The sequence below is a fragment of the Burkholderia sp. BCC1047 genome, from assembly GCF_902833155.1.
Taxonomy (GTDB): Bacteria; Pseudomonadota; Gammaproteobacteria; order Burkholderiales; family Burkholderiaceae; genus Burkholderia; species Burkholderia sola.
Window position 1 is genome coordinate 18,119 of the sequence record NZ_CADFEH010000030.1, and the last position, 23,456, is coordinate 41,574.

At 67.0% G+C, this 23,456-nt stretch carries 22 protein-coding genes and 1 tRNA gene; 14 read left to right on the forward strand and 9 right to left on the reverse strand.

All coding sequences use genetic code 11. From position 1 onward, the window contains the following. Positions 1–17: 17 nt before the first annotated feature. From HWX55_RS26550 to ugpC, 3 genes are all read left to right on the forward strand, one after another. Entirely contained in the window at positions 18–956 is a 939-nt protein-coding gene (locus HWX55_RS26550) for a sugar ABC transporter permease (protein WP_011544827.1), read from the forward strand. Then, positions 946–1,803 carry a carbohydrate ABC transporter permease gene (locus tag HWX55_RS26555; protein ID WP_011544828.1) on the forward strand — a complete coding sequence of 286 codons (858 nt, stop codon included), beginning with the start codon at positions 946–948 and terminating at the stop codon, positions 1,801–1,803. Before HWX55_RS26550 ends, HWX55_RS26555 begins: the two co-directional genes overlap by 11 nt. 112 nt (positions 1,804–1,915) lie before the next feature. Next, complete coding sequence (ugpC, locus tag HWX55_RS26560) at positions 1,916–3,034, forward strand: sn-glycerol-3-phosphate ABC transporter ATP-binding protein UgpC (RefSeq protein ID WP_175977880.1); 1,119 nt, start codon at positions 1,916–1,918, stop codon at positions 3,032–3,034. Positions 3,035–3,137: 103 nt separating this feature from the next. Here the strand turns inward: ugpC and HWX55_RS26565 are convergent, their stop codons facing one another. The 3 genes from HWX55_RS26565 to trxB form a co-directional block, all read right to left on the reverse strand. After that, complete coding sequence (locus HWX55_RS26565) at positions 3,138–3,761, reverse strand: trimeric intracellular cation channel family protein (protein WP_011544829.1); 624 nt, start codon at positions 3,759–3,761, stop codon at positions 3,138–3,140. Then, complete coding sequence (locus tag HWX55_RS26570) at positions 3,748–4,527, reverse strand: Smr/MutS family protein (RefSeq protein WP_124846476.1); 780 nt, start codon at positions 4,525–4,527, stop codon at positions 3,748–3,750. The genes HWX55_RS26565 and HWX55_RS26570 overlap by 14 nt, the downstream gene beginning before the upstream one ends. Before the next feature lie 135 nt (positions 4,528–4,662). Next, positions 4,663–5,625, reverse strand: a complete 963-nt coding sequence (gene trxB, locus HWX55_RS26575; protein WP_050011600.1) for a thioredoxin-disulfide reductase — start codon at positions 5,623–5,625, stop codon at positions 4,663–4,665. 387 nt (positions 5,626–6,012) lie between these two features. On the opposite strand from trxB, the gene HWX55_RS26580 reads away from it, so the two are divergent. The 3 genes from HWX55_RS26580 (at position 6,013) to HWX55_RS26590 (ending at position 10,581) form a co-directional block, all read left to right on the forward strand. Beyond that, entirely contained in the window at positions 6,013–8,322 is a 2,310-nt protein-coding gene (locus HWX55_RS26580; RefSeq protein ID WP_175977881.1) for a DNA translocase FtsK, read from the forward strand. Positions 8,323–8,368: 46 nt separating this feature from the next. Beyond that, on the forward strand, positions 8,369–9,058 hold the full coding sequence (lolA, locus tag HWX55_RS26585) for an outer membrane lipoprotein chaperone LolA (protein WP_175977882.1): 690 nt from the start codon (positions 8,369–8,371) through the stop codon (positions 9,056–9,058). A gap of 212 nt (positions 9,059–9,270) precedes the next feature. Beyond that, a complete protein-coding gene (locus tag HWX55_RS26590; protein ID WP_011544833.1) occupies positions 9,271–10,581 on the forward strand; it encodes a replication-associated recombination protein A in 1,311 nt (436 codons plus the stop codon). A 47-nt stretch (positions 10,582–10,628) separates the two neighbouring features. Here HWX55_RS26590 and HWX55_RS26595 read toward each other — a convergent pair whose 3' ends face one another. Further along, complete coding sequence (locus tag HWX55_RS26595; protein WP_050011597.1) at positions 10,629–10,898, reverse strand: DUF2164 domain-containing protein; 270 nt, start codon at positions 10,896–10,898, stop codon at positions 10,629–10,631. Positions 10,899–11,148: 250 nt separating this feature from the next. On the opposite strand from HWX55_RS26595, the gene serS reads away from it, so the two are divergent. Next, a complete protein-coding gene (gene serS / locus HWX55_RS26600) occupies positions 11,149–12,450 on the forward strand; it encodes a serine--tRNA ligase (protein ID WP_050011596.1) in 1,302 nt (433 codons plus the stop codon). A gap of 116 nt (positions 12,451–12,566) precedes the next feature. Beyond that, positions 12,567–12,657, forward strand: a tRNA-Ser gene (locus tag HWX55_RS26605). A 376-nt stretch (positions 12,658–13,033) separates the two neighbouring features. Here HWX55_RS26605 and HWX55_RS26610 read toward each other — a convergent pair. Further along, positions 13,034–14,194 carry an alkane 1-monooxygenase gene (locus tag HWX55_RS26610; protein WP_175977883.1) on the reverse strand — a complete coding sequence of 387 codons (1,161 nt, stop codon included), beginning with the start codon at positions 14,192–14,194 and terminating at the stop codon, positions 13,034–13,036. A 554-nt stretch (positions 14,195–14,748) separates the two neighbouring features. Here HWX55_RS26610 and HWX55_RS26615 point away from each other — a divergent pair. The 5 genes from HWX55_RS26615 to HWX55_RS26635 all read left to right on the forward strand — a co-directional run bounded on the left by HWX55_RS26615 (position 14,749) and on the right by HWX55_RS26635 (position 18,033). Continuing rightward, entirely contained in the window at positions 14,749–15,372 is a 624-nt protein-coding gene (locus tag HWX55_RS26615) for a GNAT family N-acetyltransferase (protein WP_244140649.1), read from the forward strand. Between the two features lie 170 nt (positions 15,373–15,542). Next, entirely contained in the window at positions 15,543–16,328 is a 786-nt protein-coding gene (gene minC, locus HWX55_RS26620) for a septum site-determining protein MinC (protein WP_175977884.1), read from the forward strand. 59 nt (positions 16,329–16,387) lie between these two features. Continuing rightward, positions 16,388–17,203, forward strand: coding sequence for a septum site-determining protein MinD (minD, locus tag HWX55_RS26625; RefSeq protein ID WP_006476635.1), 816 nt, complete (start codon positions 16,388–16,390; stop codon positions 17,201–17,203). Between the two features lie 12 nt (positions 17,204–17,215). Continuing rightward, positions 17,216–17,470 (forward strand): cell division topological specificity factor MinE, encoded by a 255-nt coding sequence (minE, locus tag HWX55_RS26630; RefSeq protein WP_006476634.1) that lies wholly within the window; start codon positions 17,216–17,218, stop codon positions 17,468–17,470. 161 nt (positions 17,471–17,631) lie between these two features. Beyond that, positions 17,632–18,033 carry a YXWGXW repeat-containing protein gene (locus HWX55_RS26635; protein ID WP_175977885.1) on the forward strand — a complete coding sequence of 134 codons (402 nt, stop codon included), beginning with the start codon at positions 17,632–17,634 and terminating at the stop codon, positions 18,031–18,033. Positions 18,034–18,147: 114 nt separating this feature from the next. Here the strand turns inward: HWX55_RS26635 and HWX55_RS26640 are convergent, their stop codons facing one another. Continuing rightward, a complete protein-coding gene (locus tag HWX55_RS26640) occupies positions 18,148–19,674 on the reverse strand; it encodes a chloride channel protein (protein ID WP_175977886.1) in 1,527 nt (508 codons plus the stop codon). 192 nt (positions 19,675–19,866) lie between these two features. Here HWX55_RS26640 and waaC point away from each other — a divergent pair, with 192 nt between their 5' ends. Beyond that, a complete protein-coding gene (waaC, locus tag HWX55_RS26645) occupies positions 19,867–20,865 on the forward strand; it encodes a lipopolysaccharide heptosyltransferase I (protein WP_175977887.1) in 999 nt (332 codons plus the stop codon). A gap of 19 nt (positions 20,866–20,884) precedes the next feature. On the opposite strand, the gene HWX55_RS26650 is transcribed toward waaC, so the two are convergent. From HWX55_RS26650 to HWX55_RS26660, 3 genes are all read right to left on the reverse strand, one after another. Further along, positions 20,885–21,064: a hypothetical protein gene (locus tag HWX55_RS26650; RefSeq protein WP_006486620.1), complete on the reverse strand. Its 180-nt coding sequence runs from the start codon at positions 21,062–21,064 to the stop codon at positions 20,885–20,887. A gap of 104 nt (positions 21,065–21,168) precedes the next feature. Beyond that, the gene (locus HWX55_RS26655) at positions 21,169–22,479 is read right to left on the reverse strand and encodes an MFS transporter (protein ID WP_175977888.1); all 1,311 of its coding nucleotides are present in this window, start codon (positions 22,477–22,479) and stop codon (positions 21,169–21,171) included. Positions 22,480–22,785: 306 nt separating this feature from the next. Further along, the gene (locus HWX55_RS26660) at positions 22,786–23,277 is read right to left on the reverse strand and encodes an energy transducer TonB (protein ID WP_175977889.1); all 492 of its coding nucleotides are present in this window, start codon (positions 23,275–23,277) and stop codon (positions 22,786–22,788) included. Positions 23,278–23,456: the final 179 nt, after the last annotated feature.

Sequence of the window (23,456 nt, forward strand, 5' to 3'; positions counted from 1 at the left end):
TCCAGGAGTCGAATCAAGTGGCTGCCCCTCTTAGCGGAAACGGATCCGGCGCTGCCGCCGCACGGCGTACGTCGCCGATGTCGGCCTTCGCCGATCGCTGGATCCCGAAGCTCGTGCTCGCGCCGAGCGTCGCGATCGCCGTGGTGTTCATCTACGGCTTCATCCTGATTACCGGCTATCTGTCGCTGACCCGCTCGCGGCTGTTGCCCAACTACGAATTCGACGGCTTCGGCCGTTACACCGACCTGTTCCAGAACGACGTGTGGTGGACCTCCGCCGCGAACCTCGGCTGGTTCGGGATCCCGTTCATCGCGATCTGCGTCGGGCTCGGGCTGTTCCTCGCGATCCTGCTCGACCAGCGGATCCGCAACGAAGGCGCGCTGCGCGCGATCTTCCTGTACCCGATGGCGCTGTCGTTCATCGTGACCGGCACCGCATGGCAGTGGATCCTGAACCCGGGCCTCGGCCTCGAGAAGGTGATGCACGACTGGGGCTGGACGAGCTTCTCGTTCGGCTGGCTCGACGATCCGGACAAGGCGATCTTCTGCGTGGTGATCGCGGCCGTGTGGCAGTCGACCGGCTTCGTGATGGCGCTGTTCCTCGCGGGGCTGCGCGGCGTCGACGGCGAGATCTTCAAGGCCGCGCAGGTCGACGGCGCGACGCTGCCGACCATCTACCGCAAGATCGTGATCCCGAGCATGCGGCCGGTGTTCTTCTCGGTGCTGCTGATCCTCTGCCACATCACGATCAAGACCTTCGACCTCGTCGTCGCGCTGACGGCGGGCGGCCCGGGCACGTCGTCGTCGCTGCCGGCCATGTTCATGTACACGTTTTCGTTCAACCGCGGCCAGCTCGGGCTCGGCGCGGCGTCCTCGGTGATGATGCTCGCGACCGTGGTCGCGGTGCTGGTGCCGCTGATGTATATGGAATCGAGGAGCACCCGCAATGCAGCCTAAGATGACGATCAGCCGGGCAGTGATCTATGCGGCACTGATCCTGTTCGCGCTGTATTTCCTGTTCCCGATCTACGTGATGCTGTCGACGTCGTTCAAGGACCTCGACCAGCTGCGCACCGGCAACCTGCTGACGCCGCCCACCACGTGGACCGTCGACCCGTGGGTGAAGGCGTGGAGCGGCGCCTGTACCGGCGTGCGCTGCGACGGCATGAAGCCGTTCTTCCTGAACTCGCTGCAGATGGTGATTCCGGCCGTGTTGATCTCGTCGCTGATCGGCGCGTTCAACGGCTACGTGCTCACGCACTGGCGCTTTCGCGGCGCGGACGCGCTGTTCACGATGATGCTGGTCGGCTGCTTCATCCCGTTCCAGGTGATCCTGCTGCCGATGGCGCGCCTGCAGGGGATGCTCGGTCTCGCGAACACGATTCCGGGCCTCGTGTTCGTGCACGTCGTGTACGGGATCGCGTTCACGACGATGTTCTTCCGCAACTTCTACGTGAGCGTGCCGGCCGAACTCGTGAAGGCCGCGCGCATCGATGGCGCCGGCTTCTTCACGATCTTCACGAAGATCCTGCTGCCGGTGTCGCTGCCGATCTTCATGGTGTGCCTGATCTGGCAATTCACGCAGATCTGGAACGACTTCCTGTTCGGGATCGTGTTCTCCGGCGTCGATTCGATGCCGATCACGGTCGCGCTGAACAACCTCGTCAACACGTCGACGGGCGTGAAGGAATACAACGTCGACATGGCCGGCGCGATCATCGCCGCGCTGCCGACGCTGCTCGTCTACATCGTCGCCGGCCGCTACTTCGTGCGCGGGCTGACGGCGGGCGCGGTGAAGGGGTAGGCGCGGCGTTATCCGATACGACGAACCGGCCGCGCGCCACGCGCGGCGCATCGAAACGAACCCGACGCGGCGCCCGAGTGCGCCGCGCGAGACGAGACAGAGGATTCACAGCATGGCAAGCCTTTCCATCCGTGACGTGTACAAGACCTACCCGAACGGGGTGCCGGTCCTGAAGGGTGTCGACATCGAGATCGAGGACGGACAGTTCCTGATCCTGGTCGGCGGCTCGGGCTGCGGGAAATCGACGCTGCTCAACATGATCGCCGGGCTCGAGACCGTCACGAGCGGCGAGATCTGCATCGACGGCAAGGTCGTCAACGACCTGTCGCCGAAGGATCGCGACATCGCGATGGTGTTCCAGTCGTACGCGCTGTATCCGTCGATGACGGTGCGCGAGAACATCTCGTTCGGCCTGAACATCCGCAAGGTGCCGAAGAGCGAACAGCAGCAGATCGTCGACCGCGTGTCGTCGATGCTGCAGATCCAGCATCTGCTCGACCGCAAGCCGGGCCAACTGTCGGGCGGCCAGCGCCAGCGCGTCGCGATGGGCCGCGCGCTCGCGCGCGATCCGTCGCTGTTCCTGTTCGACGAACCGCTGTCGAACCTCGACGCGAAGCTGCGCATCGAGATGCGCGCGGAAATCAAGCTGCTGCACCAACGCCTCGGCACGACGATCGTCTACGTGACGCACGACCAGATCGAGGCGATGACGCTTGGCGACCGGATCGCGGTGATGAAGGACGGCGTGGTCCAGCAGTTCGGCGCGCCGCAGGAGATCTACGATTCGCCGTCGAACCTGTTCGTCGCGGGTTTCATCGGCGCGCCGCCGATGAACTTCATCAACGGCAAGCTGGTCGAGCAGGGCAGCGGGATCGCGCTCGAGATCGACACGGGCCTCGCGCGCAGCGCGCTGATCCTGCCGTTCGACGCGGCGAAGCTGAAGTCGCACGTTGGCCGCGAGGTGATCCTCGGCCTGCGTCCGGAGCGCATCACCGACGCGCGCAATGCACATCACGGCGAGACGTCGAAGCTGCAGCCGATCGACGTGCGCGTCGACGTGACCGAGCCGACCGGCCCGGACACGCACGTGTTCGCGCAGGTGAACGGCAAGCGGATCGTGAGCCGCGTGCATCCGGCCGCGAACCCGCAGCCGGGGCAGACGCAGTCGCTGCTGTTCGACGTGTCGAAGGCCGTGCTGTTCGATCCGGCGTCGGAAGAGCGGATCGCGTGACGCGACGCTTGCGCTGAACGAAAGACAAAGGGGCCGTTTCGATGAACGGCCCCTTTTTCGTTTCCGCGATGCGGATGATGCGTCCGCGGATGCGTCGGTCAGGTCAATGCGGCAACCGCACGTCGAACTTGAACGTCGCGAGCCGCGCGACGAGGATGAAGCCGGTCGCGAGCAGCACGCTGTACACCGAGTCGAACTGCAGCCACACGAGCAGCAGGTAGAACCAGCAGCCGACGAACGCGCAGGTCGCGTACGGCCGCGAATCGCGCAGGATCAGCGGGATGTCGTTGCACAGCACGTCGCGGACGATCCCGCCGACCACGCCGGTGATCACGCCCATCATCACCGCGATGAAGCGCGGCATCTCGGCGTCGAGCGCGATCGACGTGCCCGAGATGCTGAAGATGCCGAGCCCGATCGCGTCGGCGATCAGCAGCAGCCGTTCGGCCGACAGCCGCGACAGCATGCGCAGCACGAACGGCGCGAACAGCGCGAGCACGAAGATCGCGATCACGTAGTCGTCGTGCACGACCCAGTAGAACGGCCGGCGCTCGAGCAGGATGTCGCGCAGCGTGCCGCCGCCGAACGCGGTCGCGAGCGCGACGACGAACGTGCCGACCGAGTCCAGGCGGTTCTTGCGCGCCTCGATGAACCCCGAAATCGCGAAAGCCAGCGTGGCGATCGCCTCCAGTATCGCGATCGCGAGCGTCAGCCTAGGATGCGGCACGCGGCCCCCGGTCGGCCGGCGCCGCGTGCGGCTGCAGCAGCACCAGCACCGCGCCCGCGCCGCCGTCGTGGCCGCGCGCCTCGCAGAACGCGATCACTTCTTCCTTCTGCACGAGCCACGCGCGCACCTTGCCCTTCAGCACCGGTTCCTTGCCGATCGAGCCGAGCCCCTTGCCGTGGATCACGCGCAGGCAGCGCAGCCCCTTCTTGCCGGCTTCGCGGATGAATTCGGCGAGCGCATCGCGCGCTTCGTCGCGCCGCATCCCGTGCAGATCGATCTGCGCCTGCACGATCCATGCGCCGCTTCTCAGCTTGCGCACGACGTCGCGGCTGATGCCGGGGCGGTGGTAATACAGCGAGTCGTCGCTGTCGAGCAGTGTCTCGGGATCGAATTCGTCGGACAGCGTCGCATTCAGCACGGCTTCCTCGTCGCGCTGCGTCTGTTTCGGCACCGGGTCGGGCGGCATGCGGCCCGACGACGCGCGCGGCGGCGCGTTCAGCGGCCGGATCGTGCCGATTTCGTTGCGGAACAGGTTCGCGTCGGCTTCCGCCTTGCGCTCGGCCTGCGCGGTTTCGATGCGCGCGCGCTCACGCCGATCGGCTTCGCCTTGCAGCGACTTGCGCAATGCGCCGAGGCCCGCGAGGCCCTGGCCGCGCAACGCGGCCGCATCGGGCGCGGGCGGCGGCGCGGCGGGCGCCGCGGTCACGGGACGGGCGGCGATCTTCCGCTTCGCGGGATCGCTCGGATGGGGCTGGTTCTTCGCCATGATTCGGTAACGGGGCAGGCGCGTTCGGGCGCGCGGGCACAAAAAAGCCGCTGCGCGGCGGCAGCGGCTTTCCGGTCGAGCCCGCTTCGCGGCAGCGGACGCCATTGTAGCGCCCGCCGCGGCAAGGCTCCCGGCTTACTTCTTGTCGTGCAGGCTTTCGAGGTAGCGCTGCGCGTCGAGCGCGGCCATGCAGCCCGTGCCCGCGCTGGTGATCGCCTGGCGGTACACGTTGTCCTGCACGTCGCCCGCGGCGAACACGCCCGGCACGCTCGTCGACGTCGCGTTGCCTTGCAGGCCGCTCTTCGTCAGGATGTAGCCGTCCTTCATCTCCAGCTGGCCCTGGAACAGGTCGGTGTTCGGCTTGTGGCCGATCGCGACGAACACGCCCTGCACGTGCAGGTCTTCCGTCGCGCCGGTCTTCACGTTCTTGATGCGCAGGCCCGTGACGCCCGATTCCTCGCCCGTCACTTCGTCGAGCACGTGATCCCACTTGATGTCGACGACGCCTTCCTTTTGCTTCTCCAGCAGGCGGTCGATCAGGATCGGCTCCGCGCGGAACTTGTCGCGGCGGTGGATCACCGTGACCTTCTTCGCGATGCCGGTCAGGTAGAGCGCTTCCTCGACGGCCGTGTTGCCGCCGCCGATCACCGCGACTTCCTGGTTGCGATAGAAGAAGCCGTCGCAGGTCGCGCAGGCCGACACGCCCTTGCCCATGAACGCTTCCTCGGAGGCCAGACCGAGATACTGCGCGGACGCGCCGGTCGCGATGATCAGCGAGTCGCATGTGTATTCGCCCGAGTCGCCGATCAGCCGGATCGGCTTTTCGTGCAGCTTCGCGGTGTGGATGTGGTCGAAGACGATTTCGGTGTTGAAGCGCTCCGCGTGCTCCTGGAAACGCGCCATCAGTTCCGGCCCTTGCACGCCCTTCGCGTCCGCCGGCCAGTTTTCGACGTCGGTCGTGGTCATCAGCTGGCCGCCCTGCGCGATGCCGGTGATCAGCACCGGGGACAGGTTGGCGCGTGCCGCGTAGACGGCAGCCGTGTAGCCGGCGGGGCCGGAACCGAGAATCAGGACTTTGGCGTGTTTGGGCGTGGACATGTGCGAATCCGTAAAAGGCGGCTGCGGCGGGCGGGGTAAGGCTCGCCGGACGGTCCGGGGTGACCGGGATGCCGTCATAGATGGGTATCAGACGCGCATTATAAAGGCCCGGTTGCTGCGCTGCCGAACGAGAGTTTCAATCGTGGCGATAGCGTTTCGCGGCGTGCCGTCCGTACCGGGGCAGCGGGCCGGGCGGCGGGATGCCATGTGACGGCGCGTTCTCGCAAGGGCGGGCATCCGGCCGACCGGTGGCGGCCGGCCGCGCCGGTTCGGCATGCCGTCCCCGTGATGTAACCGTCATTTACACTTGGCGGCCCAGTGCAGCGTTTACAATAAGCGCGATCGAACGACAGGCGGGCGCACGGCCCGTCCTCTTTATACGGATTCATGGCAAAAGCTCCTTATTCCGCCCAGGCACAGGCGTTGCCGCACCGGATGTCGAAGCTCCTCACGGAGATCCGCTGGATTCTCCAGGTTGCGCTCTGCGCCTTTCTGGTGATGGCCCTGCTGAGCTACAGCCGGCGCGATCCGAGCTGGACGCACGCCGCCCAGGTCGATCACATCTCGAACTGGGCCGGCCGCGTCGGCGCATGGACGGCCGACATCATCCTGCTGCTGTTCGGCCTGTCGGCCTACTGGCTGATCGTGCCGCTCGGGCGGCGCATCGCCGTCAACTACCGCCGCATCACGCGCCACGACGCGATTTCCGACGAACCGGAGCGGCCGATCGGCTGGCTCACCGAGATCTTCGCGTTCGTGCTGGTCGTGCTCGCGTGCGACGGCATCGAGGCACTGCGCATGTGGTCGCTGAAGGTGCAGTTGCCGCGCGCGCCGGGCGGCGTCGTCGGCGAGGCCGTCGCCGGTGCGATGTCGCATGCGTTCGGCTTCACGGGCGGCACGCTGCTGCTGCTGATCGCGCTCGCGATCGGCCTGTCGCTGTATTTCCGCTTCTCGTGGCTGTCGGTCGCCGAGCGCGTCGGCGGCGCGATCCTGTCCGCCGTCAACGTCGCGAAGCTGCGCCGCGAGGCCGAGCGCGACCGCAAGCTCGGCGAGGCCGCGGCGGTGCGCCGCGAAGGCAAGGTCGAGGAAGAGCGCGTGCGCATCGAGGATCACGAGCCGGTGACGATCGTGCCGCCGGTCGTCACGCCGGCGAAGTCCGAGCGCGTCGAGCGCGAGCGCCAGGTGCCGCTCTTTACCGACCTGCCGGGCGATTCGACGCTGCCGCCGGTGTCGCTGCTCGACCCGGCGCCGAAGACGCAGGAAGCGATTTCCGCCGATACGCTCGAATTCACGTCGCGCCTGATCGAGAAGAAGCTCAAGGACTTCGGCGTCGAGGCGAGCGTCGTCGCCGCGTATCCGGGCCCGGTCGTCACGCGCTACGAGATCGAGCCGGCCACCGGCGTGAAGGGCAGCCAGATCGTCAACCTCGCGAAGGATCTCGCGCGTTCGCTGTCGCTCGTGTCGATCCGCGTGGTCGAGACGATTCCCGGCAAGAACTACATGGCGCTCGAACTGCCGAACCAGCGCCGGCAGACGGTGCACCTGTCCGAGATCATCGGCTCCGAGGTGTATGCGGCCGCGTCGTCGGCGCTGACGCTGAGCCTCGGCAAGGACATCGGCGGCAAGCCGGTGTGCGCGGATCTTGCGAAGATGCCGCACTTGCTGGTGGCCGGCACGACCGGTTCGGGCAAGTCGGTCGGGATCAACGCGATGATCCTGTCGCTGCTGTACAAGGCCACCGCCGACCAGGTGCGCCTGATCCTGATCGATCCGAAGATGCTCGAAATGAGCGTCTACGAAGGCATTCCGCACCTGCTGTGCCCGGTCGTCACCGACATGCGCCAGGCCGGCCATGCGCTGAACTGGACGGTCGCGGAGATGGAGCGCCGCTACAAGCTAATGAGCAAGCTCGGCGTGCGCAACCTCGCCGGCTACAACAACAAGATCGACGAGGCGGCGAAGCGCGAGGAGAAGATCCCGAACCCGTTCAGCCTGACGCCGGAAGATCCTGAGCCGCTCGGCCGCCTGCCGAACATCGTCGTCGTGATCGACGAGCTGGCCGATCTGATGATGGTCGTCGGCAAGAAGGTCGAGGAACTGATCGCGCGGATCGCGCAGAAGGCGCGGGCGGCCGGCATCCACCTGATCCTCGCGACGCAGCGTCCGTCGGTCGACGTAATCACCGGCCTGATCAAGGCGAACGTGCCGACGCGGATCGCGTTCCAGGTGTCGTCGAAGATCGACTCGCGCACGATTCTCGACCAGATGGGCGCCGAGTCGCTGCTCGGCATGGGCGACATGCTGTACCTGCCGCCCGGCTCGGGGCTGCCCGTGCGCGTGCACGGCGCGTTCGTTGCCGACGACGAAGTGCACCGCGTCGTCGAGAAGCTCAAGGAGCAGGGCGAGCCGAACTACGTCGAGGGTCTGCTCGAAGGCGGCACCGCCGACGGCGACGAGGGCTCGGCCGGCGCGGGAACCGGCGAAGGCGGCGGCGAGTCTGATCCGCTGTACGACCAGGCGGTCGAGATCGTCATCAAGAACCGCCGCGCGTCGATCTCGCTCGTGCAGCGCCATCTGCGAATCGGCTACAACCGCGCGGCGCGGCTGCTCGAGCAGATGGAGCAGTCGGGGCTCGTGTCGGCGATGTCGTCGAGCGGCAACCGCGAAATTCTTGTGCCGGCGCGCGACGCGGAATGAGTCCGCGGCGCCCGCAGCGCCGGCCACCCACGGAGAAAACCGCAATATGCAGCAACATTCGTTCGCAATGTCCCTTCGTTCGACGCGGCGCTGGCTCGGCGCGGCGCTCGCCGGCGCATCGCTGATGCTCGCGGCGACGCACGCGTTCGCGGGCGGCACCGAGCAACTGAAGGCCTTCGTGTCGCAGGTGCGTTCGGCGAAGGGCGATTTCACGCAGCAGATCGTCAAGGCGCCGGCCAAGGGCGCGAGCGCCGCGCAGGCCGCGCCGAAGCCCACCGACAATTCGAGCGGCACGTTCGTGTTCGCGCGGCCGGGCAAGTTCATCTGGACGTACCAGAAGCCGTACCAGCAGGTGCTGCAAGCCGACGGCGACAAGCTCTACGTGTACGACCGCGACCTGAACCAGGTTACCGAGCGCAAGCTGAACGGCGCGCTGGGCGCGAGCCCCGCGGCGATCCTGTTCGGCAGCAACGATCTCGACAAGAACTACACGCTGCGCGATGCCGGCGAGAAGGGCGGCATCGAATGGCTCGAGATGCTGCCGAAGGCGCAGGACACGCAGTTCCAGCGGATCGGCATCGGTTTCCGCAACGGCACGCTTGCTGCGATGGAGCTGCACGACGTGTTCGGCAACGTGACGCTGCTGACCTTCACGAACATCCAGACGAACCCGTCGCTGAAGGGCGATACGTTCAAGTTCGTCGTGCCGAAGGGCGCGGACGTGATCAACGGCTGACCTTCGCTGCGCCGTTTTCCCGACACGGGCCTGCCGGCGACGGCAGGCCCGTGTTGTTTTGGGGCGCGTGCAACAGACGCGTGCAACAGACGCGTGCAACAGACGCGTGTAACGGACGCGGGTACCAGGCCCGGCGGCGCGCTTGCGCGGCTGTCATAATATCGGGTCCGGCGGCCGGTTCGGCCGCGACCGTTGATGTGGAGCGAGGGTTCATGTCCGACCTGTTTCAAGTCGAGCCGCGCCGCCCGCTCGCCGAGGCGTTGCGGCCGAAGACGCTCGCCGAGGTGATCGGCCAGACGCATTTGCTGGGCGAAGGCAAGCCGCTGCGGCTCGCGTTCGAATCGGGCAAGCCGCATTCGATGATCCTGTGGGGGCCGCCCGGCGTCGGCAAGACGACGCTCGCGCGGCTCACCGCGCTCGCGTTCGACTGCGAGTTCATCGCGCTGTCCGCGGTGCTCGGCGGCGTGAAGGACATCCGCGAGTCGATGGAGCAGGCGAAGGACACGCTGAACCGTACCGGTCGCCACACGATCCTGTTCGTCGACGAAATCCACCGTTTCAACAAGGGGCAGCAGGATGCGCTGCTGCCGTTCGTCGAGTCGGGCCTCGTGACCTTCATCGGCGCGACGACCGAAAACCCGAGTTTCGAGGTCAATTCGGCATTGCTGTCGCGGGCGCAGGTGTATGTGCTGAAGTCGCTGAACGACGACGAGATGCGCCAGTTGCTGAAGCGTGCGCAGGAAATCGCGCTCGACGGCCTCGCGTTCGACGACAAGGCGATCGATACGCTGGTCGGCTACGCGGACGGCGACGCGCGCCGCTTCCTGAACCTGCTCGAACAGGCGCAGACGGCGGCGACGTCGGCCGGGGTCGCGACGATCGATGCCGATTTCGTCAGCAACGCGATGACGCTGAACGCACGGCGCTTCGACAAGGGCGGCGACAACTTCTACGACCAGATTTCGGCGCTGCACAAGTCGGTGCGCGGGTCGAGCCCGGACGGCGCGCTGTACTGGTTCTGCCGGATGATCGACGGCGGCGCGGATCCGAAGTATCTCGCGCGGCGCATCGTGCGGATGGCGTGGGAAGACATCGGCCTGGCCGACCCGCGCGCGTTGCAGGTGGCGAACGACGCGGCCGAAACCTATGAACGGCTGGGCTCGCCGGAAGGCGAACTCGCGCTCGGGCAGGCCGTGATCTATCTCGCGTGCGCGGCGAAGAGCAACGCCGGCTACAACGCGTTCAACCAGGCGATGGCGTTCGTGAAGCAGGACAAGTCGCGCGAGGTGCCCGTGCACCTGCGCAACGCGCCGACCAGGCTGATGAAGGAACTCGGCTACGGTCACGCTTATCGTTACGCGCACGACGAGCCGAACGCGTACGCGGCCGGCGAGACGTACCTGCCGGACGGGATGCGCGAGCCGCGCTGGTATCAGCCGGTGCCGCGCGGGCTCGAATCGAAGATCGCCGAGAAGCTCGCCTGGCTGCGCGAGCTCGATCGCGAGGCCGGCAAGAAGGATTGACGGCGCCGCGCGCGCCGGTTCGATCCATCCGCGCCGCCGCGCAGGCGTCAGCGCTTGCGGGCCGGCTGCTGTTTCTTCCAGTATTCGAACGGCTCTTCGTGGCATTCGATGTCGAGTTCGGCGACCCGCGCATGCAGGCGTTCCTGCGCGTCGGCGATCGCGAGGTTGTAGATCGCCGGCGCGACTTCCTGAATGAAGAAATGCAGCAGCGCGCCGGCCTGGATGTTGCCGATCGGCTCGTCCATGTTTTCTGTGAAATAACGTTGCAGCGACGCGATCGCGCGGTCGCGGACATCCTTGTCGAGTTCGATGGTCATCGGATTCCTTGGGAGCTGAGACGCGGAGGCGGCGGCGCCCCGCTCGATTCGGTCGCCGCCGGCCGGCGCGGGCGTTGTGCGATCCGTCATGGCCGCGTGCGCGGCAATTCGCCGGCCGCCGAGGCGGCGGACCGCGAATGCGATACTGCCATGGCTGCCCGTTTGCGGCATTGTCCATCCGGCCGACGCCGTGGCGGCCGCGCGGTGCGTTAGAATTCCCGTCTTACACAACGATTTTCCAAGTCCTCCCATGCTCGACATCCAGTTGCTGCGCAAAGACCTCGACGGCGTCGCCAAGCGCCTCGCCGATCGCGGCTACACCCTCGACGTCGCCGCGTTCTCCGCACTCGAAGCGGAACGCCGCGCGATCCAGACCCACACCGAAGAGCTCCAGGCGCGCCGCAACAGCCTGTCGAAGCAGATCGGCGCGATGAAGGGCAAGGGCGAGGACACGTCGGCCGTGATGGCCGAGGTCAGCGGGATCGGCGACGACATGAAGGCGTCGGAAGCCAAGCTCGGCGAGATCCAGGCGCGCCTGTCCGACCTGATGCTGGGCATGCCGAACGTCGCGCACGACAGCGTGCCGGTCGGCAAGGACGAAGCCGACAACGTCGAGGCGCGCCGCTGGGGCACGCCGCGGCAGTTCGACTTCGCGGTGAAGGATCACGTCGACGTCGGCACGCCGCTCGGCCTCGATTTCGAGACGGGCGCGAAGCTCGCCGGCGCGCGTTTCACGATGCTGCGCGGCCCGATCGCGCGCCTGCACCGCGCGCTCGCGCAGTTCATGATCGACACGCACACGCAGCAGCACGGCTATACCGAAACGTATACGCCGTACATCGTGAACCCGGAGATCCTGTACGGCACGGGCCAGTTGCCGAAATTCGCGGACGACATGTTCCGCGTCGAGAAGGGCGGTGCGGAAAACACGGTCACGCAATACCTGATCTCCACGTCCGAGATTTCGCTGACGAACACCGTGCGCGAGTCGATCGTCGACGCGTCGGCGCTGCCGATCAAGCTCACCGCACATTCGCCGTGCTTCCGCTCGGAAGCCGGTTCGTACGGCCGCGACACGCGCGGGATGATCCGTCAGCACCAGTTCGACAAGGTCGAGATGGTGCAGGTCGTCGCGCCGGAAACGTCGTACGCGGCGCTCGACGAGATGGTCGGCCACGCGGAAGCGATCCTGCAGAAGCTCGGCCTGCCGTACCGCGTGATCACGCTGTGCACGGGCGACATGGGCTTCTCGGCCGCGAAGACGTTCGACCTCGAGGTATGGCTGCCCGCGCAGAACACCTATCGCGAGATCTCGAGCTGCTCGAACACCGAGGCGTTCCAGGCGCGCCGGATGCAGGCGCGGTTCCGCAACGCGCAGGGCAAGCCGGAGCTCGTGCATACGCTGAACGGTTCGGGCCTGGCGGTCGGCCGCACGCTCGTCGCGGTGCTGGAGAACTACCAGAACGCGGACGGCTCGGTCACGGTGCCGGAAGTGCTGCGTCCGTACATGGGCGGCATGGAGCGGATCGACGCGCCGGTGCAGGCGTCGTAACGCCGGTCTTTCGCGCCCTCGCAAAAAAATTTGCAGAAAGAGCTTGTCAGCCGAGAATCGATCGTCTTATAATCTTTTTCTCGCGGAAACGACCAGCCGCGAAATGCAGCAAGGAAGGAGAGGTGGCAGAGTGGTCGAATGTACCTGACTCGAAATCAGGCGTACGGTTTCCCCGTACCGTGGGTTCGAATCCCACCCTCTCCGCCAAAATACGAAGCCCCTTGATCCGAAAGGATCAAGGGGTTTTTCGTTTTGGGTCGTCGGTGCAGTGCGTCGATTGCGGATGCGGTGACGACAGGTCGGCTACGGGCGCATCGCGTCGTGCCGGACGATCGCGGCGCGATCGTGCCGCCTCTTCAATGCCGGCTCGCTGCATGACGAATACGGCCGCCCCGTGCCGCACTGACTGTTGGAAGTCCTGAAGGTTTTGCAGGGCCGACTGCCGTCGTCACCGGGCCATGTTCGCGTTGCCGGAAATCGGGTGATGACGTCGCTGCCGCACCGTGCGCATGCCAAACCGGATGCCGGCGCGCCGACCGTCTCAAGCAGCGCTCGCCGGCTTCTACACAGTGCTGCCGACCCATCAGCCCGCCGCCGGATACTGCGCCAGCACCCTGTCGCGGATCGACGGCTTGATATTCGATTGCGCCATGTCGCCGCGATAGTGCGCAACGACCCGCGGGTTCATCACGCGATACCAGAGCGGCGGCACGTACGCGAACAGGATCATCGTCGCGTAGCCGGCCGGCAATTGCGGCGCATCGTCGAAGTGGCGCAGCGCCTGGTACGAGCGCGTCGGATTCGCGTGATGGTCGGCGTGCCGCTGCAACTGGTACAGGAACAGGTTCGTGACGACGTGATTGCTGTTCCACGAATGCTGCGGCGTGCAGCGTTCGTAGCGCCCGTTTGGCAGCTTGCGGCGGCCGAGCCCGTAGTGCTCGACGTAGTTCACCACTTCGAGCAGCGACGCGCCGTAGACGGCCTGGATCACGAGGAACGGGATCACGACCTTGCCGGCCATCGCGATCGCGATGCCCCACACGACGGCGGTCATCGCCCATGCATGCAGTACTTCGTTGCGCCAGGTCCACGGCGAATGCCCGAGCCGTTCGAGGCGAGCCTGTTCGAGCCGCCACGCCGAGCGGATGCTGCCGGTCACCGTACGCGGCAGGAACGCCCAGAACGACTCGCCGTAGCGCGCGCTCGCCGGATCCTCGGCCGTCGCGACGCGCACGTGATGGCCGCGATTGTGCTCGACGTAGAAGTGGCCGTACGCGACCGGTGCGAGCGTGATCTTCGCGAGCCAGCGTTCGAAGCGGTCGGTCTTGTGCCCGAGCTCGTGCGCGGTGTTGATCGAGATGCCCGTTGCGGCGCCGAGCGACAGCGCGAAGCCGACGTAGTCGTACCACGCGAGCGCGTGCGTGCCGACGATCCACACGCACATGAAGAACGCGACGTATTCGACGAACGTCGCGAGATAGACGATGTACCGGTAATAGCGCTCGCGTTCGAGGTGCGGCACGACCGCTTCGGGCGGATTGTCGCGATCGTCGCCGATCAGCGTGTCGAGGATCGGGATCACGCCGAACGCGAACAGCGGGCCGAACCACCAGAACACGTGAAGGCCCGTCGCCAGCGCGAGCTGCGCGGCGAGGATCGGCAGCGTGATCGTCAGCGCGCCGAGCAGCCACAGGTAACGCTTGCCATCCGACCAGCCCGAGGCCGATCCGTCGGTCATTGCCATTGTCTCCCTCCAGTCGGCCGGCCCGCGGGCGGCCGCATGCACGATTGTTCGAATCCTCGTGGTCCGCGACGCGCGCGGCAGCGCCGGATCGTTGTCCGGTTCTGCCTGTTATACGACTGGTGCGCGCACTTGCCAAACCCCCGCGCTAGGCGTGGCGCTCCAAACGACGAGGTGCGCGGGCCGGAGGGCGGGAGGGGCCGCTACGCGCCGATTGAAACGTGCCGACGACGGCGCATCGACCCGCGCGGCGGCGCCTTCGTCAGACGATTGGCTCGGCGTGCGGCGCGCACAGGCCAGTGTGACGGGGCTGCAACGAATGTTGCATCGCAATAACGAGGCCGCCGAAGCAGGGGCGCCGCGCGCTTTTCTTTGGCTTATATTACGTAGCATTACGACCACGGCGACACGTTCCAACGCAGTGCCAAACCGGTCGGCCGCGCATCGCAAGGAGAACGACGCAAAGCGCCGGATCACGCGATCGCGCCCACCGTCCCGTCGCGCGCGTCGATGCCCCGATGCTGCACCTGCACACCGGGCGCCGCGAGTCGTCGCTGATGACATCTGCCGCCTTTCGATCCGCGCTGCCATTTGAAAATTACGATTTGACTCATGCCCCGCTTTCGGTTGAAGCTACTAGCTTGCTGTCCGAAGGGGGCTGTGCCTGCATGAGTTCGACCTTGACCGTTCGTCGTATCGCTGCCGATCAGGGCGGCGTGTATCGCGAACTCCGCGCCGCATCGCTGCGTGAGCCCTATGCGCCCGGCGAAGCGCCGGAGGCCGAATTGCTGACCGTCGAAACGGACGCGGCGTCGGCGATCGCCGCGCAGCGCGCCGTGTCCGACGAGTCGACGACTTTCCTGCTGTACACCGAAGGCCACCCGGCCGGCATGATCGGCGCGTATTTCGACAACACGCCCGATCGGCGCGCGTTCGTCAGCGAACTGTGGGTCGCGCATGCGGTGCGTCATCTGCGCGGCGGCGTGCTGCTGCTGGAGACGGCCACCGCATGGCTCGCCGAGCGCGGCGCCACCGACGTCTACGCGTGGATCGCCGATGCGAACCGCAACGCGATCCGCTTCTACGAGCGTGCCGGTTTCGGCAACACCGGCGAACATGCGCCGATCGCGCGGATGCCCGGCGCGATGAAATCGCTGTTCGTGTCGCAGGTGAAGCACTGACCCGACCTCGAAATAGCCCGCCGCGCGGCGCGACGAAAGCCCGATCGCCCGCTGGCCTGCCCGCCTGCCGATTGCGCGTCCGCCCGGGCCGCCGCAATCCCGAGTCCCAAAAATAATGGCCGCTCGCGTGGACGCCTGTAAAATACGCAAAAAATTTTTGCAGAGTGTCCATGTCGCTTAAAAAATCGCCATTCTTCGAGCTGCGCAGCGGATCGGTCGATACGTTGCTGTTCACCGTGAAGACGACCGATCTCGACGCGTTGCGTACCGAACTGGTCAAGCGCTTCGAAGCGACTCCCGAGTTTTTCGCCGACGATGTCGTCGCGATCGACGTCCGCCGCCTGGCTGACGGCGAGCGCGTCGCGCTCGCGGACATCCGCCAGATGCTGAACGACGTGCGGATGCGTCCGGTGGGCGTCGTCGCACTGGCAACGCAGGGCTGGGCGGGGGAAGCCGGCCTGCCGTTGCTGGAGGCGCGCGATCGCCGCGCGCCGGCCGCGAAACCGGCCGACGAAGCGGAACCGGCGGCCGTGCCAGCCGTCGAGCCCGCCGCCGCTGCGGCAGCCGCAGCGGCGCCCGAACAGCTGTCGGAGCCTGCGCCGACACTCGTGCAGGCCGGCGGCCAGACGCTGGTGATCGACCGGCCGTTGCGTTCGGGGCAGCAGATTTACGCGAAAGGAGACCTCGTGGTGCTCGCGCCGGTCAGTCACGGCGCGGAAATCATCGCGGAAGGCAATATCCACATCTACGCGCCGTTGCGCGGCCGCGCGCTCGCGGGCGTGCACGGCAATCACGACGCGCGCATTTTCTGCACGTGTCTCGAACCGGAACTGATTTCGATCGCGGGTATCTATCGAACGACCGAGAACCCGCTGCCCGCCGACGTACTGGGCAAATCGGTACAGATCCGGCTCGAAGAGGAAAAACTGATGATCGAACCGCTGCGCCTGACGTGATTCACGCGGTGCGCTCCGGATCGATCGGCTCTCATTGACGAACACAGGGTATTGGGTAAATGGCAAAAATCATCGTGGTGACCTCGGGCAAGGGCGGCGTGGGCAAGACGACGACGAGCGCGAGCTTCGCGTCGGGTCTCGCGCTGCGCGGCCACAAGACGGCCGTGATCGACTTCGACGTCGGCCTGCGCAACCTCGATCTCATCATGGGCTGCGAGCGTCGCGTCGTGTATGACCTCGTGAACGTGATCCAGGGCGAAGCGAACCTGAACCAGGCGCTGATCAAGGACAAGAAGTGCGAGAACCTGTTCATCCTGCCGGCGTCGCAGACGCGCGACAAGGATGCGCTGACGCGCGACGGCGTCGAGAAGGTGCTGAACGACCTCGTCGCGATGGACTTCGAATACATCGTCTGCGATTCGCCGGCCGGTATCGAGGCCGGTGCGCTGCACGCGATGTACTTCGCGGATGAAGCGCTGATCGTCACGAACCCGGAAGTGTCGTCGGTGCGCGACTCGGACCGCATTCTCGGCATCCTGTCGTCGAAGACGAAGCGCGCGACCGAAGGCAAGGAGCCGATCAAGGAACACCTGCTGATCACGCGTTACAGCCCGAAGCGCGTGAGCGAAGGCGAGATGCTGTCGCTCGAGGACATCAGCGAGATCCTGCGCATCAAGCTGATCGGCGTGGTGCCCGAATCGGAAGCCGTGCTGCATGCGTCGAACCAGGGTCTGCCGGCCGTGCATATCGACGGCACCGACGTCGCGGAAGCGTACAAGGACGTCGTCGCCCGCTTTCTCGGCGAGGACAAGCCGCTGCGCTTCACCGATTACCAGAAGCCGGGCCTGCTGCAGCGCCTCTTCGGCAGCAAGTAACGGAGGCCGCCCATGTCCATCCTTTCGTTTCTCCTCGGCGAGAAGAAGAAGTCCGCATCGGTCGCGAAGGAGCGCCTGCAGCTCATCATCGCGCACGAGCGGGTCGGCGGCCGGCCGCCGGCCGATTACCTGCCGGCGCTGCAGAAAGAGCTCGTCGCGGTCATTTCGAAGTACGTCCATATTTCGGACGATGACATCCGCGTGAGCCTCGAGCGCCAGGACGACCTCGAAGTCCTCGAAGTGAAGATCGAGATCCCGCAAGCCTGACGCTCAGCGTGTGTCCCTCCGCACGGCGGCGCCCGCCGCCGTGCGCGTCTTACGCCCTGTTGCACTTTCGGGCACGCCGTAACACGACGCCTGTCGGCCGTCATCGCCCCTCCCGCATTGAACGAATACGCTCACGTGTGTTGTTCAACCAGGAGGTTGTGATGGCTGTCTCTACCGTTTCACGTCGTATCGTTTCGCTCGCGCTGTTCGCCGCGGGCCTGTCAGCCGTCGTCGCACCGTTCGCCGCGCACGCGGACGAGATTCTCGTCGGCACGCCCGTGATCGCGCCGCAGGGGCGCATGGTCATCGCGGAGCCGGTCGCCGTGCGCACGGAGGAAATCGTCGTCGTCGCGCCGAATGCGCCGCCGCCCGTGCGCTACGAGGTCGTACCGGCCACGCGCGTCGGCTACGTGTGGGACCGCGGGCACTGGCACTGGGACCATGGCCGCTACGTGTGGATCGGCGGCCACTGGGAGGCCGAGCGCGTCGGCATGCAGTGGGTGCCCGGGCATTGGGACCAGCGCGGTCCGAACTGGTTCTGGACGCGGGGCCACTGGGCTTGAGGCAGGCGCGATGAAAAGAACCGCAATCGCCATCGCGCTCGTCGCGATCACGCTGGCCGGGTGCATCGTCGTGCCGGCGCGGCCGGTCTACTACCGGCCGGCGCCCGTCGTGATCTACTGAGCGTCGCGCGGGCCGTGCTGTTGCGTCGGGCCGTTTGCATCGGTTGCAGCCGGCCCGGCATCGTGCGGCGCCGCAGCGGCCGGCTCGTCGCCGCCTTCGTCGCGCAGCGTGTCGAGCGGATCGGCGGGGGCCGCCGTTGCATCCCGCGGTTCGGTCACGTCGGTCATCTTGCCTGCCGCGGCCGCAGTGGTTGCCGCGGCCGGCGCGGCGGCCGCGACGGGTGGCGCGAGATAGCGCTGCGCGAGCGTTTCGTACAGCGGCGGCGCGAAAAAGCGCGATACCCGGCTCGATACCAGTGCAGTCGCCATCAGCGAAATCACGAGCGCATGACCGTTGATCATTTCCATCACGATCACGAACGACGTGATCGGCGACTGCGTGACGGCGGCCAGATAGCCGACCATCGCGAGCGCGATCAGCATCGGCAGGCTCATGTTGCTGAACACGGCATGCAGCACGTTGCCGAAGCCGGCGCCGATCGACAGCGACGGTGCGAAGATCCCGCCCGGGATGCCCGGCAGGTACGACGCGACCATCGACACCATCTTCAGGAGCGGATAGAACACCGACAGCTGCTGACTGCCGTCGAGCAGGCCGCGCGCCTCCGCATAGCCGCTGCCGAACGTCGTGCCGCCGGACACGAGCCCGACGACGGCGATCGTGAAGCCGCACAGCGCGGCGAACGCGACCGGCCGCTCGCGATACAGGCCCAGCAGTCGCGCGGGCAGCCAGCGCCCCGTGTTCAGCAGCAACCAGCAGAACAGGCCGCCCGCGATGCCCGTCACGATCGCGGTGACCAGCACCGCGACCGCCAGCAGCTTCGGGAAATGGAGCCCGGCGTTGATCGTGCCGAAATACGTGTAGTTGCCGTTCAGCCCGAGCGCGACGACGCCGGCGAGGATGATCGCGGTGATCAGCACGCCGCTGGCGCGCGCGGAGAAGCTGCGGGTCAGTTCCTCGATCGCGAACACGATGCCCGCGAGCGGCGTATTGAATGCGGCCGACAGCCCGGCCGCCGCGCCGGCCAGCACGAGCTGGCGTTCGATCTGGGCGTTCGAGCGCGGGTAGAAGCGCCGCAGGTTGAACATCAGCGCCGCGCCGACTTGCACGGTCGGCCCTTCGCGGCCGATCGTGAAGCCGCCGAGGATGCCGAGGAACGAGATCAGCACCTTGCCGAACAGGATGCGCAGCGTCAGCAGCCGCGCGCCGAATGCGCTCGGGCGCGCATGCAGCGTCGCGATCACCTGCGGGATGCCGCTGCCCTCGGCGCCGCGGAAAAAGCGGCGCGTGATCCATGCCGACAACGCGGCGATCGCCGGCGTCAGCAGCAGCGGCAGCCAGACGGCGTGATCGCGCATCGCGCGGAAAGTCTCGTAACCCCAGTCGATCAATCGGGCATACAGGACGGCCGCGAGGCCGACGACGATCGCGCCGAGCCAGAAAACACCATACTGGCGCCAGATTCGCAGCGAGCGGCGGGTAAGGGCGGGAAACAGCGCGGGAAGGGCGGGGCGCGGCATGGGCTCGGCCGGAGGGCAAAGAGAGGATTATAAAAAGGAACCGATGCCAGCGGGGACGACGACGCGCCGCGCAGGACGACAAAAATTCACAAAAGAGATGCAATTTGTTGCAAATGTAATGTTCGCGTAATGTCTAGACATAGCAACCGTCGTTAGCATGCCAAGATGGCCAGTCGAGAATTCCCGCAAATCGTGAAACGTATCCTTATCGTGAAAGTGACGTCGCTCGGCGACGTCGTCCAGACGCTGCCTGTCGTCGCCGACCTGCATCGCGCGTTCCCCGGCGTGACGGTCGACTGGGCCGTCGACGAATCGTGCGCGGAGGTCGTACGCTGGCATCCGGGCGTGAGCGCCGTTCTGTGCGCGCCGCTGCGCCGCTTCAAAAAAATGCGCAATGCCGGCGACCTGAAGGCGATCTCGGCATCGATCGGCGCGCTGCGTGCGCACCGCTACGACGCGATCATCGATCTGCACGGCGTGTACAAGAGCGCGATCATTTCGTCGCTGGCGCGTGGCGGGCGTCGCTTCGGCTATCAGACGCAGGATCTCGGCGAAACGGGCGCGCGCTTCGCGTATTCGCACCGTTTCGGTCCGCGGCCGGACTGCGACGCATGGCACGGGATGCGCGTGAGTGCCGGCGAAGCGCTGGGCTACGTGCCGGAAGGGCCTGCCACGCACGGCATCGTCGCGCCGCGGGATGCGAGCCTGCCCGCCGCCGTGACCGACGGCGGGCCGTTCATGCTGCTGTTCCATGCGACGTCCAATCCCGACAAGAAGTGGCCGCCCGAACACTGGGCCGCCCTTGCGACGCAGATGATGGCGCGCGGCGTGCGCGTGCTGGTGCCGTGGGGATCGGCTGCCGAGCACGACGATGCACGGGATATCGCCGCGCGGGCGCCGGGCGCGATCGTGTTACCGGCGATGACGGTGCGTGAGCTCGGCGCGGCGCTGGGTCGGGCCGCGCTCGTGGTGGGCGTCGATACCGGGTTCGTGCACATGGCGCACGCACTGCAGCGGCCCACCGTGATGATTTTCGTCGCGACGTCGCGCCACCATTGCGGGATCGGCGGCGTGCCGAATGCGCTGTCGATCGGTGAGCCGGGCGCGATGCCGGCCGTCGACGAGGCGCTGGAGGCGATCGATACGGTCTGCCCCGCCTACGGCACGGTGCGCGCGCGGCTGTCCGCCTGACGCGGCGCGGTGGCCGCGGTCAGGCGAGCAGCGCTTCGACGGTGACGACGGCGGCGATGGCCGCCAGATTCGCCAGCAGCGCCTCGAACACGAGGCCGCGCCAGGTTTTCGGCCGAAACCGGAGCGCGAGCAGCAGCGCGCCACCGAGCGCGAGCGCAAGGATCAGCACGAGATCGGCATTGGCAAGGCGGATATTCATGGCGGCGGCTCCTGTCGGGGCGGGATCTCCGGGCGCGCAACGACGCGCGCAGGATCGAGTATAGGCAGCGCCCGCCGTCGTACAACCCGGGTCGCCCCGAAGGGTCAGACGAGCGACGCGTCGCGCGTCTCGCGCATCAGCAGCACGCCGATCAGGCTGATCGCCGCCGCCACCGACACATAGCCGCCGACCCACGACAGCCCGCCGCGCGCAACCAGCAGTTGCGCGACATACGGCGCGATCGACGCGCCGAGGATCCCGCCGAGGTTGTACGCGACGCCCGCGCCCGTGTAGCGGACGTTGGTCGGGAACAATTCCGGCAGCAGCGCGCCCATCGGTGCGAACGTCACGCCCATCAGGAACAGCTCGAGCGTCAGGAACAGCGCGACGAGCGGCATCGAGCCGCTGCCGAGCAGCGGTTCCATCGCGAACCCCGACAGCAGCGCGGCGATCGCGCCGACGACCAGCACCGGCTTGCGGCCGAAGCGGTCCGACGCCCATGCGGACAGCGGCGTCGCGAGGCCCATGAAGACCACCGCGAAACACAGCAGGCCGAGGAAGCTCTGGCGCGGAATATGCAGCGCCGACACGCCGTACGACAGCGAGAACACCGTCGAGATGTAGAACAGCGTGTAGCAGACGACCATCGCGAGCGCGCCGAGCAGCGTCGGCCGCCAGTGCTGCGTGACGAGCGTCGCGACCGGCACGCGCACGCGCTCGTTGCGCTCGAGCGCTGCCTGGAACGCGGGCGTTTCGGTGATCTTGAGCCGCACGTACAGGCCGAGCGCGACGAGCACCGCGCTGACGAGGAACGGGATGCGCCAGCCCCAGCTGCGGAACTGCGCGTCGGACAGCGACAGCGCGAGCGCGAAGAACAGCCCGTTCGACATCAGGAAGCCGACCGACGGCCCCAGTTGCGGGAACATCCCGAACCAGCCGCGCTTGCCTTGCGGCGCATGCTCGGTTGCCAGCAGCGCAGCGCCGCCCCATTCGCCGCCGAGGCCGATCCCCTGGCCGAAGCGCAGCACGCACAGCAGCACCGGCGCGAGCGCGCCGATCGCGTCGTAGCCGGGCACGAAGCCGATCGCGGTAGTGGACACGCCCATCACGAGCAGCGATGCGACGAGTGTCGACTTGCGGCCGATGCGGTCGCCGAAGTGCCCGAACAGGAACGAGCCGATCGGACGCGCGATGAACGCGATCCCGAAGGTGACGAACGCGGACAGCGCTTGCGCCGTCGCGGAGCCGTGCGGGAAGAATACGGGGCCGATGACGAGCGCGGCGGCTGTCGCGTACACGTAGAAATCGTAGAACTCGATCGCGGTGCCGATGAAGCTCGCGAACACGATGCGCCGGTGGCTGACGGCGCCGGCCGAACCGGTTGCGTGTGCAACGGTTGCGGGGGATGCGGACATGGATGTCTCCGTTTTGTCGTTGGGGCAGCCGGCTGGGCGTGCGCGGGGGCAGGCGACTGTCTGCCGGGCGCAGCCGGGCAAATGATTGATGCGGATGACGCGGTGGCGGCGTGGACGCGCGCCGTGGCGCGGACGTCACCCGCCGGTCGACGATGGAGACGGATAGGTCGCCGCCGCCCGGTGCCGGCGTGGTCGGCTCGCTTGCCGGGTGGGGCGCGCGAACGCGCGCGCGGCGTGATGGCCGCGCGAGTGCGGAAAATTATAGCCAGCGCTGCCGTCCCCCGGCAATCGGGCCGCGGCGGCGCGTCAGTCGATCGATTGCGCCTGCGCGGACGCGGTGCTTTGCAGCTGGAAGTGGCCGTCGTCGTTGAAGAGCCAGCCTTCCATCAGTTCGAGCCGACCGTTGCCGTCGAGCAGCCGCGACGGGGGCGCCGGCAGCGGCGCCGAACGGCGCAGCGACGCGAGCGCGAGCGCTTCCGCCTCGCTGTCGCCGTTGCTGCGATAGACGGATGCGTGGATCACGCGGCCGTTGCCATCGACGGTGAAGGCCACGACGACGAGCGAACGCAGCATGGCCTGCGGTGTGCCGTGCAGCATGCCGGACGGATTGCGTTCGGCGACGCGGTGCGCGACCTCGACGCGATACTGGTCGAGATTGCCGCTGCGTATGACCGACGGAATCGTCAGGACCGAGCGTAACGACGAAGGCGGCGTGATCGTGCACGCGGCGAGCAGGGCGACGACGGCCAGCGCGGCAACACGCAGTCGGGCGACGCACGGACGGGGAAGGGGGCGCATGACGGGATGGCCGGGATGGCCGGGAGGGACGATAAAAAAATGATAGGCGTACCGACGCGAGGCGATATGGGGGGAAACGCATAGCGCGCGGGACCGGTCGTTGCGCTCGCAGATGATGCCGGCCGGACGCCGCGTCGAGCCACGCGCGTCGTGCACCGCGCGATGTGACGCGACATGTG

Excerpts from the sequence above, each read along its gene's own strand:
- HWX55_RS26555 (WP_011544828.1), top strand. The coding sequence starts at position 946 with ATGCAGCCTAAGATGACGATCAGCCGGGCAGTGATCTATGCGGCACTG.
- ugpC (WP_175977880.1), top strand. The coding sequence starts at position 1,916 with ATGGCAAGCCTTTCCATCCGTGACGTGTACAAGACCTACCCGAACGGG.
- HWX55_RS26570 (WP_124846476.1), bottom strand. The coding sequence starts at position 4,527 with ATGGCGAAGAACCAGCCCCATCCGAGCGATCCCGCGAAGCGGAAGATC.
- trxB (WP_050011600.1), bottom strand. The coding sequence starts at position 5,625 with ATGTCCACGCCCAAACACGCCAAAGTCCTGATTCTCGGTTCCGGCCCC.
- HWX55_RS26580 (WP_175977881.1), top strand. The coding sequence starts at position 6,013 with ATGGCAAAAGCTCCTTATTCCGCCCAGGCACAGGCGTTGCCGCACCGG.
- lolA (WP_175977882.1), top strand. The coding sequence starts at position 8,369 with ATGCAGCAACATTCGTTCGCAATGTCCCTTCGTTCGACGCGGCGCTGG.
- HWX55_RS26590 (WP_011544833.1), top strand. The coding sequence starts at position 9,271 with ATGTCCGACCTGTTTCAAGTCGAGCCGCGCCGCCCGCTCGCCGAGGCG.
- HWX55_RS26595 (WP_050011597.1), bottom strand. The coding sequence starts at position 10,898 with ATGACCATCGAACTCGACAAGGATGTCCGCGACCGCGCGATCGCGTCG.
- serS (WP_050011596.1), top strand. The coding sequence starts at position 11,149 with ATGCTCGACATCCAGTTGCTGCGCAAAGACCTCGACGGCGTCGCCAAG.
- HWX55_RS26610 (WP_175977883.1), bottom strand. The coding sequence starts at position 14,194 with ATGGCAATGACCGACGGATCGGCCTCGGGCTGGTCGGATGGCAAGCGT.
- HWX55_RS26615 (WP_244140649.1), top strand. The coding sequence starts at position 14,749 with ATGACATCTGCCGCCTTTCGATCCGCGCTGCCATTTGAAAATTACGAT.
- minC (WP_175977884.1), top strand. The coding sequence starts at position 15,543 with ATGTCGCTTAAAAAATCGCCATTCTTCGAGCTGCGCAGCGGATCGGTC.
- minD (WP_006476635.1), top strand. The coding sequence starts at position 16,388 with ATGGCAAAAATCATCGTGGTGACCTCGGGCAAGGGCGGCGTGGGCAAG.
- minE (WP_006476634.1), top strand. The coding sequence starts at position 17,216 with ATGTCCATCCTTTCGTTTCTCCTCGGCGAGAAGAAGAAGTCCGCATCG.
- HWX55_RS26635 (WP_175977885.1), top strand. The coding sequence starts at position 17,632 with ATGGCTGTCTCTACCGTTTCACGTCGTATCGTTTCGCTCGCGCTGTTC.
- HWX55_RS26640 (WP_175977886.1), bottom strand. The coding sequence starts at position 19,674 with ATGCCGCGCCCCGCCCTTCCCGCGCTGTTTCCCGCCCTTACCCGCCGC.
- HWX55_RS26650 (WP_006486620.1), bottom strand. The coding sequence starts at position 21,064 with ATGAATATCCGCCTTGCCAATGCCGATCTCGTGCTGATCCTTGCGCTC.
- HWX55_RS26655 (WP_175977888.1), bottom strand. The coding sequence starts at position 22,479 with ATGTCCGCATCCCCCGCAACCGTTGCACACGCAACCGGTTCGGCCGGC.
- HWX55_RS26660 (WP_175977889.1), bottom strand. The coding sequence starts at position 23,277 with ATGCGCCCCCTTCCCCGTCCGTGCGTCGCCCGACTGCGTGTTGCCGCG.